Here is a 13,573-nt window from a genome sequence, read left to right as displayed (position 1 = left end):
GAGCCAATTTTGAAAAAACAACAAGGAGTTGTGCTTTTTTTTGCCATTATTGTTTTGCTGGTGCTAACTGTCATTGGTGTTTCTTTAGCTACGAATTCAAGTATGTCCATACAAATGGCGAGTGCTGGTAGTGAGAAGATGCAGTGCCAAGTTTTTACTGACGGACAAGTTGAAGGTGCTATAACAGACATTTTAGCTGCGAAAAATTTAGCTGAATTAACCATAACAATAGATAACTTAAATGATCGAAATTTTGTCATTCAAGATAATAATACTTTAGCTGAGCCTATCAATTGTCCTCGGGGTATTGTTAAGCCAGATTTACCAAATCAAAAATGTGTAATATTAGAGTTAACAAAAACAAATATGTTTGGTAAAGCTAATAGTGGTAGAGCTTGTGGCTCTACAGGAGTCGTTTGGCCATTTATTTCAGCAAGCGGTTGATAAAGGGAATTTAAAAATGAAACTTTTAAAAACAGGCTTATCTTGTTTACTCATATTAATGAGTAGTCAATTAGTTGCTGATGATACTGAACTATACGTTGTTGAAGGTACTCCGCGTACGGGCATTCGTCCTCAAATCCTCATTATTTTTGATAACTCAAATTCAATGAAGAACAACACACAAAACGAAAAGACTTTCTTTACTCAAGCTCAAAATTTATCGAGTGGTAGTAAAATATTTTTTTCTTCATCTACGACGGTACCAGAACCTACAAGTGCGCAATATTTCCTGCATGACAATAATCGTTGTCATACTTCAGTTCAATATTTAAATAGTTATGGCTTGTTTACTGGTTATTTAAGAGATTATCAATTTGTTGGACAAACAGGTGCATGGCGTGAAATGTCCGGAAGTAATAGCTCGACAATTACAGATGTTGATTGTTTTGAAGATATTTCTGAACGAAACGCTGACAATAATTCATACACAGATGGTTTCCCTATTGATCATTTAGGAACTCCATCAGCCCCTTTGCCATACAGCTTGGTTTCGTCTGATGATTCCGATTCCGTTGCATTTCAAACAGCTTATGATAATGCATTACTTACTCACTTTGGTATAGGTAAGCCTGTACACCTATACACGCAAGAGTATGTTGAGTGGTATCACAATGATACATTTGGGGAAACGAACTACCAACGTATTCAAATAGCAAAAGAGGTTGTTGAAAACGTTCTTGTTACCACTCCAGGTGCAGACATTGGGCTTGCAATATTCAATTCCACTTCAGAGCAAGGGGGAAGAATTGTAAGCGGCATTAAACAAAATACTATTGCAACACGCAATAAGTTATTGGAGATAGTTCCAGAGCTTGGAACAGAAGGAACAACACCTCTGTGTGAAACGCTTTATGAAGCTTATCGTTATTTCAGTGGGCAAAGCGTTATATATGGTGATAATGCTCCATCAACATCAGACCCTGAAAGTGATGAATCAATTGAATCAGGTGGTACTTATATCTCTCCGTTACAACAGTGTCAAAGCAACGTTTATGTCATTATCGTCACTGATGGTTTTCCCTACACAGATAATCATGCAGACGATGACGTTAGGGCATTACCTGGAATTGACCAAGATTACTTTTTGATAACAGAAAAAAATGATCGACCTACATTATTACCTAACTTAGCAGAGTGGTTGGCAACAAATGATATAAACCCAAATATAGATGGTAAGCAAACTGTTACTACACATACTATCGGGTTTAGTGCCGCAGCAGCAAACGCTCAAGGCGTTTTAAGTGAAACGGCAGATGCTGGTGGAGGCTTATATTCTTCAGCTGCCAACACAAAAGAACTACAGGCTGCAATCACTTCATTAGTTAATGTTGCACTCGAAAACGGCAACAGTTTTACGGCTCCAGCAATTGCAACCAATAACTTCGATAGCACTCGAACTTTAGACTCCCTTTATTACGCCATGTTTTTGCCAAATAAAGGTCCTCGCTGGAGTGGTAATTTAAAAAAATTTAGAGTGAAGAGTGATGGGACAGTTGTTGATCAATCAGGACGTCCTGCATTAGAAGAAGATGGTACGGTTAAAACAACTGCTTGCTCGATTTGGAGTGCGTGCACTGGTGGTTTTGATGGCGGTAACGTTAATCAAGGCGGTGCAGCTTCATCGATTAAAACAAAAGCGTTGGCAGGCACTAGAGACTTATGGTCGAACTTAGGAAGTAGTTATGACCCTTTAACATTAGAAAGTATGCAGACAAGGCTAACTACAACTTCTGAACTTACAAGCTATTTAAGAACTAATGTAGATCAGTTAGGTAACCTTTTCAGTTGGCTAAACGGTATAGACGTTGATGATGAAGATAATGATAACTCTGTTACAGACTTCAGAGCTGATGTTATGGGTGACCCTTTGCATTCTAAACCGTTGGCGATAAATTATAGCGGCAGTGTAAATTCACAAGATATCCGTATCTTAGTTGGTACTAACCAAGGCTTTATGCATATGTTTAAAGATATTGGAACTACCGTTGAGGAAAGCTGGGCATTTATGCCTTATGAACTGTTACCTAAAGTTGCTGAGTTAAGAACCAATGCCCCATCTGGTGTGCATTCGGTATATGGACTTGACAGCTCTCCAGTTGCTTACATAGAAAGGAGTGGCACTAGTATATCAAAAGCTTGGGTATTTTTTGGGATGCGTCGAGGTGGAAATGCCTATTATGCTTTAAATATCACAGATCCAGATAACCCTAAATTTGAGTGGCGTAAAGATGCTTTGGATTGGGGAAGTTTAGAAGAACAAGAACTTGGCCAGTCTTGGTCTGAACCTGTGGTAACAAAGATCCCAGGGCATGATGGTCCTGTATTAATCATTGGTGCTGGTTATGACACGAATAAAGATTCAAATAGTGAAGGAACGGCTGATCAACAAGGTCGTGGTGTTTATATTATAGATGCGTTTACAGGCAGTAGAATACACCATTTTGGCAAAGGTACATTGGGAAGTAAAACTCCACTTCCAGATATAGAAGATAGCATACCTAACAAGGTTGCGGTATTAGATGCTGATGATGATGGAGTTACTGATCGTATTTATGCAACAGATACCGGTGGGAATGTTTGGCGAATGGACATGCCTGCTCCAAACAAGTCAAGTTGGAGTGCTTATAAATTTGCGAGCCTGAGTGGTGGTGAAAATGCCTTAGTAAATGATAGGCAGTTTTTTACTCGTGTGTCTGTAATTAAAACAGCTATAAACAATACGGTTAGAAATAGTGCCACATCCGAAGTAACAACTCACAGGATACCTTATGATGCTGTTGTAGTCGGTAGTGGAAGAAGGCCTAGTCCTAATGATGTCACTCGCAACAATATGTTTTTTGTGTTACAAGACCGAAATATATATAAATTTGTAGAATCTGATGGCTCACCAATTCCTGAAGTTTTAACTACTTCTAGCCTTTATAATATAAGCGGTGGTGCGCCAAGTTCAGAAACAGAACTTATCAACTTCTCACAAAAGTTTGGCTGGTATTATGATTTTTCCAGTCAAGGTGAAAAGGTATTAGCTGCTGCGACTTTTTTAGATGAAAAGGTTTACGTGCCAACCTATACACCTGAAAGCGGCGGTGATAATCAATGTTTAATTGAAGGAGCCGGGCGTTATTACGAATTTGATCTTCATTTTGGTAGCAGTCGACTGATATCAACCGTAAAAGGTATTCCTGATACACCACCCATTTTGATTATTGATTCATCCGGTGACGGTGGTGACGGTACTGGGGATGGTAATGGTGACGGTACTGGGGATGGTAATGGTGACGGTACTGGGGATGGTAATGGTAATGGAAGTGGTTCTGAATGTGAAGATGAGTTCTGTCCTGAGCTTGATTGTAACCTGATAATTGTAATACCGGGAGCAACGCCTATAGCTGATTGCCCTGAACCTAAACGCCTTTATTTTTATAACCCTGCACAATGCCCAATAGGAGCGAATGATGAAAACTGTCAGTAGAGGTTTCTCTCTTATTGAGTTAATGATTACGGTAGCTATCCTAGGTATTTTAACTTCAATTGCTTACCCATCTTACGTGGATTACGTTACACGCTCAGCTAGAGCTGATGCTATTGCTGGTTTAGTTCATGTTGCTAATTTGCAAGAGCAGTATTACTTGGATCATCGTCGATATTCTAATGATCTAGGGTTATTGGGTTTAGCGCCAATTGAAGCGGAAGGCTGGACAGTAGAGAATGATTTATACAGAATCACTGTTGCTCTCAGTGATGAAAATCGCAAATTTGTCCTTACGGCCTCAGCAATAGGAGTTCAAGCGTCACGAGATACGAAATGTGGAACGATTACTTTAGATGAAACAAATGCTCGTGCTGTAGAACATGCGGAGTGCTGGAAATGAAAATAATTATATTAAGTCTAGGAGTAATTGCTTGTATTTTTTCTCTTTATGCTCATGCTGAGAAACACGTTGCATACAAATGTTATTTAGAAACTACAGCCGGAAATAAAGTTACCTACTTTCATTGGAAAGAAAGTAAGGTAAGAACACGCTTAGCTAATTTAGTGACTTCAGATATTCCAGTTAATAATGGACAACGGGCAAAAGTAAAGCATAAAATTGAGTGCATAAAAGCTGGTGAGAAATTCTCCAACAAAGAAGCATTTGCGATTGATGCTAAAAATGTTGATTAATTGAATGGTATAAAAAAGGCAGCTTGTTATAGCTGCCTTTTTTATCGGATAAATAATTACTTATTTTCAGTAACCCAGTTATCAACTTGCTGCTCTAATACGTCTAATGGCAATGGGCCGTTTTTGAGTATTAGCGTGTGGAAGTCTCTGATATCGAACTTATCGCCTAATTGCTTTTGTGCTTTGCTTCTTAGGTCTAGAATTTTTAGCATCCCCACTTTGTAAGCCGTAGCTTGTGAAGGCATCACAATATGACGTTCAACCATTTTCACAGCATCAGATACGGCGTTTGGTGTGTTGCTTGTGTAATACTCGATACCTTGTTCACGATTCCATTTCTTTTCATGAATACCTGTGTCTACTACAAGACGACATGCACGCCATAACTCCATGGCTAAGCGACCGAAGTCAGAATATGGATCTTGATATAATCCCATTTCTTTAGGGAAGTATTCAGAGTATAACCCCCAACCCTCGATATAAGCGGTGTAACCGCCAAATTTACGGAATTTAGGAATACCTTCAAGTTCTTGAGATATTGCAATTTGCATATGATGACCAGGGTTACCTTCGTGATAAGCCAAGGCTTCCATTTGATAAATTGGCATCGCCTTCATATCGTAAAGGTTGGCGTAATACATACCTGGACGAGAGCCGTCTGGTGCAGGCTGGTTGTAGAATGCTTTGCCTGCTGATTTTTCTCTGAATGCCTCAACACGCTTAACTTCTAATGGTGCTTTTGGCTTGATTTTAAATACTTCATCTAAGCGACTGCTCATGTTATCAATTAAAGCCGTTGCTTCAGTTAGATATTGTTGGCGGCCTTCATCCGTATTTGGATAGTAGAATTGCTCGTCATCACGCATAAATTTGAAGAAGTCTTGTAAACTACCTTTAAAACCCACTTTCTTCATGATCTGACGCATTTCACCGTGGATACGTGCTACTTCACTTAAACCAAGTTCATGGATTTCGTTTGCGGTCATATCTGTGGTTGTAGTACGTGCAAGAGCGTTATTATAGAACGTTTCACCTTCAGGTAACTTCCAAGCGCCATCTCGAGTATCAGCTTGATTCTCTAGTTTGTGAGCGTAAGCAATAAACTGGCTATAAGCAGGGCCGACATTGTTTACCAATGCAGCTTTTGCTTTTTTTAGAAGTTGTTGTTCTTCAGCTTTTTCTAGTTGTAGCTTAGCCACTTTCTTTTTAAAGTCAGCCCATAAAACACTGTCTTTGCCTTTAGTGAAAGGTTGACCTTCAACGATGTTTTTACTGTCTGAAATAACGTAATTAAAAACAAACTTAGGCGCAATAATACCTTTATCAGCACGCACTTTTAGAGCGGTTTCTAACTGCTCAAAACGTGGCTTGATGCCATTTAAACGGCTGATATAAGCCTGTGCATCTTTAACGTTTGTAATTTGATGTTGATTGATTAAAAATGATGGTGTAGTTGAGTGAACACCATACATTTGGTTGACTGGGTAGCTATGGAAGCGCCATTTGAAGTCAGCAATTTGATTTTCAAGGTTTTGTTTTAAAAGTTTATAGCTCAGTAAAGTTTGTGCATCTAATTTTGACGTATCAATGTCAGCTAATTTATTTAAATCTGCTTTAGTTCGAGCTAAATCTTCTTGGCTTGCCTTTTCACTGATTTCATCCCATTTACCATAGTCTTTCTTGATACCAAGATAAGTTTGGGTCATTGGACTTGCCATTACATTTTCCATGAACATTTGTTCAAATAATGCATTGGCCTTTTCAGTTTCAGATTGCTTAACTTGAGTTTCTGCTGCGGTTTGTGGCGAGTGGGTACTTGTGCTGTTACAGCCCGCTAATAAAGCAGACAAAGATAGCGCTACAACGCTTATTGTTGTTTTTAGTTTCATTGGTTAGGTCCATTGGAAAATATAGTGTGATCCTAATCAAGAAAAATGTGAAATTGTTAATATTAGTGTTAGTAAATGTTTCAGACTTATTTTATTTGTAGTTTGAATGAAGACTCATTTTAGATTAAACATTATTCACTATTCATTCACTCAGTTTCCTTTAGATGTTAATTTCATACCTTAATCTTTTTCATCTAACTTTCTCAAAATGGAACAACTGCAAACTTTAAGTGCTGCTCGTGATCTTCAGAATTATCATTTGGATCAGAGAAAAACTCATTGCTCAGAGTTTTCAACTAAAGCTGCTAGTTATGATGAGACTTCATTTGATCAGGATGCTTTTCCTAATATTATTAGGAAATTTGCAATAGAGTCCCAAAATCAAGATGTAAAAAATTTCTGTAATTTGCTAATAAACTTTTCAAAAAATCCCAATATTGATCAACCACAAAAACAAGAACTTACTGAATTGTTAGTCAAGTTGGCTATAAAAGAAGGTGTTAATATTGCTCATTGGAATAAATACCTTTGTAATTGTGGATTTCCAGATGATGAAGAGGTGATATCAAATAAATTAGAGGAAATTAAATCCTGGGTTGCTTTATATGACTCAGCAAGTGAAGAACAAATCACTGCTGCCACGCATGAGTTACTTGACGACTTTGTCACCAGTCATCATTTGAGTCAAACAAAAAAATATGTTGAAGAACGTTCTGTTGGTACATCGAATGAGTCACTATATTTTACTCCAATTTCAAAGCCGAAGAGAAGAACCGAGTCAATTGAACTTAGCAACAATGCAATGATGTGTGCAGAAGCTCTTAGAGAATTGCTTAATCCATTAGTAATCCGAAGTCGAATATCAAAAGATGTGCAAGATGATGCTTTATTAGCAAGTGGGACAGAGGCGACTAGTTGGTCAAAAATATCACAAAGTAAGTTAGTTGGATGTTTAGCCTACCGAATTCAGCAATGTGAAAATTTAGATGAGTTAATGAGGGTAGGTGGATCATTTTTCTCAACAACAAATCAATTATCTCCTGAACTATCTTCTGAATTATTGAGCTTATGCGAGGCTTTGTTTTATTCGAAGCTAAAGTTGTATAGCAAAGACATTCGCTCAGTGCTCGATGTTATCTCACATTGCGACACAAAGTATCAGAATAAGAAAATGCTTAACTTACTTTGTATGCTTTTAGAAGGAGATGAGTTAAAAGTTGCGGTGAGTAAAAAGCTAGAGAGTGGAGCGTTGAGTATTGATGAAGATAACCCATACTGGAATTTAGATTTATTAAGCATAACTGAACCATCACTGTTCCATAAATGTTTAGGACCCAATGCAAGATTCAAACTAGCCTGTGAAGCTGTTCATTCGAGTAAGGATAAAGTTGCCGATAGCTTAATCTCAAAACAGGAGTTAAGTAGTGCATGTAAAATAAAAGATGAAAATGGTAAAACGTTTCTATTTGTTAGTTGTGAAAAGGGACAAAGTTCACTCGTTCAGTACATATGTTCTGCAGGAGTTAATTTTTCAGCTCATTCTTATGAGGGGAGGTCATTACTCGATGCGACTCTAAAAAGCAAAAACGGGGAACTCATCAATTGGATATTTTCAAATGGTAAATTTTCAGCAAATGAAATTAAGGGGGCTACAAGTACCAAAGGAGAACCAATTCTTTATGTTGCTATCGAATTAGGGCTAGCAGATTTAGTTGAAAAGCTTATTTTGGAATTTAACCTTGATTGGGAAGATAGATCTTTTCAACAGAGTACAGCATTGATTATTGCTGCTAAATACGGACGTATTGAAATAGTAGAATTCTTGCTTGGGAACTGTGTTAAAGACGGAGATGTATATGGAACAGATGTATTTGGTAAAAACGCCCTCTTTTATGCTATTAAAGGTCATCACAATGGAGTTATCACTCTTATAGCCGAACATAACCCTGATTGTTTAGGTATGTTTCTTTCAGGGGCATCAGATAAAGAATACCCACTTCATTTTGCTATTTCATGCCATTGCTTCAAAAGCTTTAATGCAGTCTTAAAGGCTATTAAGACCGAACAAGAACTAATAGACGAAGTGGGAATTTGTAAGCAAACACCATTGCATTTAGCTGTTCAAGAAAATGAGCCTGAGATGTTGGAAAGGTTAATTGAAAGTGGCGCAAATGTTAATAAAGACGTCGGAAGATTAACACCAATTCAATTGTCTATGAAGTTAGGGCATTTCGATTGTTTCAATGTCTTATTGGCTCATGGGGTTAATTTCGAAAGTACGTTTAAGCTTTCTAAGGATCAACAAAATCCGATACTGTTGGCTATAAAAGGTAAAAATGCAGAGTTGTTTAGAAAAGTTGAATCAATTTGCTTTAAGGGTGGGGCAGATAAAAAATCTGAAAAATGTTATGAGATATTAAAAAGCTTTATCTACTACGAAAATGTGGATGATCTTAAGCTTTTTTTCGAGTGTAGTGCATTTGTTAAAGTCATTAATGATATCCCCGAGGCTGAGTCGAAGTTACCTTTAGTGCATTATTCTATTGAGATAAATCGGTTTAATCACTTTGAAGTTTTGTTATCAATTGATGGAGTAAATTTAAATCTTAAGAGCAAGCCATATGGAGGTTCTCGGATAGCATTCACTCCACTAATGTTCGCAGCAAAAGACGGAAATATAAAATTTGTAGAAAGCCTAATTGATGTAGGTGCAGATACAACGCCTAAATCGAAAGTAACAAATGATTCCAACGAAAAGTATAAAATAGGTGAAGAGCATACTGCCGAAAGCTTGGCAAGAAAAGCCGCAAGTATCCATAGAGAGAACTCTTCAAGTAAAAGTGAAAATTGTGACAAGGTGGCCCAGCTTATAAAGAAAGCTGAGAGAGCTCGAGCAAAAGGCACAAGGAGTTTATGATCATGGAGTCATTGCCAAAATACCCTGTAACGCTTCCTTCTTTTTTTGCAGCAAAGATGGATAACTTAAGAGAAGAGGATTTTGAAGTTGTTGATAGTAGTGAAAATAATTTCATCAAAGTATTAGGTAATGCCGTAGAATCTTTTAACAACAAATATGATTGTGAAGAACTAAACCAAGCTGTTGCTCATTTTCATAAAAATGTAGTTAATTCAGTTCATAGACTTAGTTTTTCTGACCAGAAAAAACTTTTTATAAATAGTTTAACTTTACTTAAGTGGATTGAAACAACAAAGATTGATTCAAATAATAAAGTTAAATTGTTTAATCATTTATCTGAAATGGAAATAGGGGAGACTCTTTCTGTTGCATTATCAAATACGGTAAGTCATTTATGGCTGCTTCTTGTCTTTGGAGAGACTGCATATACTGAAACCTGTAACAAACAATGCGATTTATTTCTGGAGTTTCAAGAAAAATATATTGGTATTGCTAGAAAGCACCATATTAAATATAAAGCGCACATTTTGAACGAACAAAGTAAAACTTTACCAGTATTTGAAGGTCCTCTTTTAAAAAGTGTCGCTGTATTATCCAGTAACTCATATGGCGACTTTCTTTCAATTATTTTTTCTCCTGCAAATTTATATTCCCTTTTAAAGTCTGAGCATGGTGTTAAAGAAGATGTTTTGTCAGAACTATTGTCTTTGCACGATCAAATTAATGAAGAATTAACTGAGGTAGAGCAAAAAGAGCTAGTAAGTGTGAGCCAAGGTGGAAACTCTTTTAGGGAATTAGGATTTCCTTGTAGGGTCGGTGATTCCGAAGAAAGTAACTGTAAGTTACAGTTACTCATTCGAGGAGCAGGTTGGAATGTCTATGATTTTTTCGGTTTGATTCTTGTTCAGTCTGATGGAGAAACCTTAACCAACTTTACTGCAAAAAATTTGAGGTTGGTTCAGTTTACGGATGCTAATTCCAGCATCAAATTTCGATTGATTACAGACTTGTTGAATTCAGCTCACTCAGTAAAGGAATTCTCAGAGGTTCTAGAAAGCATTTATGAATGGGCAGATGTTGGAAAAAGTGGTGCCAATGAGTCACTCAATATTGAGCCACTACAGTTCATCATTGCTGAGAAGCTAAAAAGTTTTAATGATGAAACTAGTTCTACTCTTATAAAGAGCTCTTCATGGCTGGCTATAATGGTGTTTAGGTACTCTGATGATATTCAGTTAAGGGTTACTGCTTTAACAACGTTAATTCGTCACAGATCCATTCCAATTGGCTATTGCCATCATTTCCCAATTGAATTAATTCAAAATATAGAGCCCGAAGATTTACAACAACTCCCGGAAAAAATCAAAGAGGAGGTATCTTTCAAAGTCTTAGCTGAAGGAGGCAACCCCAATTTATTGAAAAAATTGTGGGGGGACTCTATACCTTTTACGGCAAGAAATAATAAGGGAGAGACTTTACTATTTTTTGCGTTTAAACATGGATTAAAAGATGTACTTTCAGTAGTGAATTTGAGTGATATTAAGCTATATCAACATAGAGATGAAAAAGGAAACAGTCTTTATCATGCTTTAATGAATTGTTTTAATGATGAAATGCTAAAAGCATTACTAAAGGCTGGATTTGATTTTCATCATAAAAATCATAGAAGTCAGTATCCAATTGAACTATGTGTTAGAGCAGACAAATTATTAGGAGTGACACAAATGTTGGAATTGGGGAATAGTACAATGCCAAAGAGTAGAGCTTTGGAGTCCCAAATATTAGTTTTGAAAAGCATTTTAAAAAATAAAAAATATCATATGTTGGGCTCTATTATTGGTAATATTTCTCGAGATGTTCTCACTCAAACTTTTATGTATGAAGATGAACCTTTAACGTTACTTCAAATCGCTGCGAAAAGAGGAGAACATGGGGTAGTGAGGGCGTTAAGGCTGCGAAACCCACTTTGTGTCAATATTGTTTCTAAAAAAGATAAAGACGGCAAAACTGCTCTAGATTTGGCTGCAGCTCATGGTCACCCCAAAGCATTCTTTGAATTATGGGGTAATGGTGCAAATCGTGAAAGTAAAACGTTAGGTTCATATGAAGATCTTTTAATGAGATCCATTATTAAAGACGCCGTAGAAATCCCATTAATGATTGCTGAAGCTCCTGAATACCCTGTTTTAGCAGAGAAAAGAAAAAATAATTATGGAGCTCTACATCAAGCAGCCTATGTTGGAGCAAGTGAACTTGTTGGTAAGCTAATAGAAAAATATAAAAACAGTGGTGATATTTGTGTTATTTGCCAGCAAGGCGGTTTTGCTGGCTGGAATTGCTTACATATCGCGATAAACAAAGCTCAAGCCGAAACTATTGTGCAGCTCTTAAAGCATACTCCTAAATCTGGATTGGAAGTGCGCACTGAGTGTTCATTAAACATGACTCCCATTATGATGGCGGTTAAGTATAAAAACTTAAAGGTTGTAAAGTTACTGGTCAAAGCTGGAGCGAGTACAGATGTTGTTCTGGAGTATAAGGAGAATGCTCCAGATGAGCTCGAAACAGGAGTTAAATATACGTTAGTCGATCTAGCTAAGCAATTTAAAGCTAAAGATATAGTAGATTTTTTGAATAAACCTTAATGTAATAGCTTGCTGACTTTGAAGGCATACTGTTCCTGAGTTTCTAATCAAATTGTGAACTATATTTTTATTATGTGTAAAAACACAAAATACAAGGATGTAATGTCATGTACCAGGTTTGCAGACCTTTAATCATTATTGCTTTCATTTTTATCGTAAGTTGTAACGACAGTTCCCAAGACGATTTCGATTTAGTCATTAATAATGTTCGTATCATTGATGTTACTGATGGCAGTATTAGTGAAGAAAAGAGTATCGGAGTAAGAGGGGATAAAATTGTAAAAATTGACTCATTAGCTATGAAAGGAAAATCTATTATTGATGGGACAGGGCTTTTTGTATCTCCGGCTTTTATTGATGCTCACGTCCATTTAACCTTTATTCGAAACACATCAGTAATACAAAGTGAAGCCGATTTCTTGGCATATTATCAATCAACACTCTTTAAGTTTAATTCAGAGATAATTCAATCTGGTGTTACTTCAGTTATTGATGCAGCTTCATTCACCCCTTTTATGTTCGAAGAAAGAGAACGTATTAAACAATCAAACACTATTGCCCCCAATGTTTTTACGGTTGGTAAGGTTGTTGTTAACTCTCAAAGCCGGTTTAGTGAAATTCTTTGTCAGGGCTCTCAATGGTGTGAAGATAACTTATTAATTGAGCTTGATGAACAATCAAATGTGTCTGAAATGTTGAAGTCGCTTGTTGAGGTTGGTGCTGATGGTATAAAAGTCATTTATGACTCAAGTTTTGGAGAGCCTATTGGGACATATGAGCGTCTTTCAGACAGTTTAACTGTTCAAGTGATTCAATTCGGACAGAGTGTTGACCTTCCCATTGTCAGCCACACTATTGCGAATGCGGAGTTCGCTTCTCTAGCTTTATTAAATATCGATGCATTTATTCATAGCCCTTTCCCTGAAAATAACAGTGTTGATGTGAATGGTTCGAACCTTTCAGAAATTTTAGCGAACGCAAATACACCAGTTGTGACAACTGCACACAATTACGATCCTATGAATATCGATGAAAGTGAGCGTGACTCGTTTATTTCTAACGTTAAAAATGATGTTAGGCCATTGATCAGAAGACAAATAGATTTAGGCGTTCAGTATGCATTTGGAACAGATTTTTCGGATTATTCACAAGCTTCATATGCCGATACATTTCAACGTGAAGTTCGTGCTCTTGAGCTTTTAGGGTTCACTAATTTAGAAGTCATGCAAAGCTTAACGGTAAACGCTGCGAACTTCCCAATGGTAAAAGGCAATTATGGTTTGATAAAAGTTGGCTATGAGTCAGATTTATTGCTGTTTAATGCAAATCCTCTTGATGATTTAGCGCTTCTAAACAGACCTGAAGTGGTTATTCAGCGAGGAAAAGTCGTACACAAAAATGCTGATTAAATCATAAAAAGAATGATGTATTTCTTGAATGGATATTCTCATCA

The 13,573-nt window shown here is 36.9% G+C and carries 8 protein-coding genes; 7 read left to right on the top strand and 1 reads right to left on the bottom strand.

The annotated features are described in order from the left end of the window. Positions 1 to 9: 9 nt before the first annotated feature. The 4 genes from AC1EU2_RS06270 to AC1EU2_RS06255 are packed head-to-tail and all read left to right on the top strand — an operon-like array spanning position 10 to position 4,669. Positions 10 to 444 carry a pilus assembly PilX family protein gene (locus AC1EU2_RS06270; protein WP_480297174.1) on the top strand — a complete coding sequence of 145 codons (435 nt, stop codon included), beginning with the start codon at positions 10 to 12 and terminating at the stop codon, positions 442 to 444. Positions 445 to 460: 16 nt separating this feature from the next. After that, positions 461 to 3,976, top strand: coding sequence for a pilus assembly protein (locus AC1EU2_RS06265; RefSeq protein WP_480297173.1), 3,516 nt, complete (start codon positions 461 to 463; stop codon positions 3,974 to 3,976). Further along, on the top strand, positions 3,960 to 4,376 hold the full coding sequence (locus tag AC1EU2_RS06260; RefSeq protein WP_480297171.1) for a type IV pilin protein: 417 nt from the start codon (positions 3,960 to 3,962) through the stop codon (positions 4,374 to 4,376). The genes AC1EU2_RS06265 and AC1EU2_RS06260 overlap by 17 nt, the downstream gene beginning before the upstream one ends. After that, on the top strand, positions 4,373 to 4,669 hold the full coding sequence (locus tag AC1EU2_RS06255) for a TapY2 family type IVa secretion system protein (protein ID WP_480297170.1): 297 nt from the start codon (positions 4,373 to 4,375) through the stop codon (positions 4,667 to 4,669). The genes AC1EU2_RS06260 and AC1EU2_RS06255 overlap by 4 nt, the downstream gene beginning before the upstream one ends. A gap of 56 nt (positions 4,670 to 4,725) precedes the next feature. On the opposite strand, the gene AC1EU2_RS06250 is transcribed toward AC1EU2_RS06255, so the two are convergent. Next, a complete protein-coding gene (locus tag AC1EU2_RS06250) occupies positions 4,726 to 6,558 on the bottom strand; it encodes a DUF885 domain-containing protein (protein ID WP_480297168.1) in 1,833 nt (610 codons plus the stop codon). Between the two features lie 208 nt (positions 6,559 to 6,766). Between AC1EU2_RS06250 and AC1EU2_RS06245 the strand changes: the two genes are divergently transcribed. The 3 genes from AC1EU2_RS06245 to AC1EU2_RS06235 all read left to right on the top strand — a co-directional run bounded on the left by AC1EU2_RS06245 (position 6,767) and on the right by AC1EU2_RS06235 (position 13,529). Beyond that, positions 6,767 to 9,475, top strand: a complete 2,709-nt coding sequence (locus AC1EU2_RS06245) for an ankyrin repeat domain-containing protein (protein WP_480297167.1) — start codon at positions 6,767 to 6,769, stop codon at positions 9,473 to 9,475. 2 nt (positions 9,476 to 9,477) lie between these two features. Further along, the gene (locus AC1EU2_RS06240) at positions 9,478 to 12,120 is read left to right on the top strand and encodes an ankyrin repeat domain-containing protein (RefSeq protein WP_480297166.1); all 2,643 of its coding nucleotides are present in this window, start codon (positions 9,478 to 9,480) and stop codon (positions 12,118 to 12,120) included. A 107-nt stretch (positions 12,121 to 12,227) separates the two neighbouring features. Continuing rightward, positions 12,228 to 13,529, top strand: coding sequence for an amidohydrolase family protein (locus tag AC1EU2_RS06235; protein ID WP_480297164.1), 1,302 nt, complete (start codon positions 12,228 to 12,230; stop codon positions 13,527 to 13,529). Positions 13,530 to 13,573: the final 44 nt, after the last annotated feature.

This window comes from Parashewanella sp. 2304DJ23-3 (assembly GCF_056591695.1).
This window is presented reverse-complemented; position numbering and strand designations above follow the sequence as displayed.

Bases quoted from the DNA above. Each gene is read 5' to 3' on its own strand.
- AC1EU2_RS06265 (WP_480297173.1), top strand. From the start codon at position 461: ATGAAACTTTTAAAAACAGGCTTATCTTGTTTACTCATATTAATGAGT.
- AC1EU2_RS06260 (WP_480297171.1), top strand. From the start codon at position 3,960: ATGAAAACTGTCAGTAGAGGTTTCTCTCTTATTGAGTTAATGATTACG.
- AC1EU2_RS06255 (WP_480297170.1), top strand. From the start codon at position 4,373: ATGAAAATAATTATATTAAGTCTAGGAGTAATTGCTTGTATTTTTTCT.
- AC1EU2_RS06250 (WP_480297168.1), bottom strand. From the start codon at position 6,558: ATGAAACTAAAAACAACAATAAGCGTTGTAGCGCTATCTTTGTCTGCT.
- AC1EU2_RS06245 (WP_480297167.1), top strand. From the start codon at position 6,767: ATGGAACAACTGCAAACTTTAAGTGCTGCTCGTGATCTTCAGAATTAT.
- AC1EU2_RS06240 (WP_480297166.1), top strand. From the start codon at position 9,478: ATGGAGTCATTGCCAAAATACCCTGTAACGCTTCCTTCTTTTTTTGCA.
- AC1EU2_RS06235 (WP_480297164.1), top strand. From the start codon at position 12,228: ATGTACCAGGTTTGCAGACCTTTAATCATTATTGCTTTCATTTTTATC.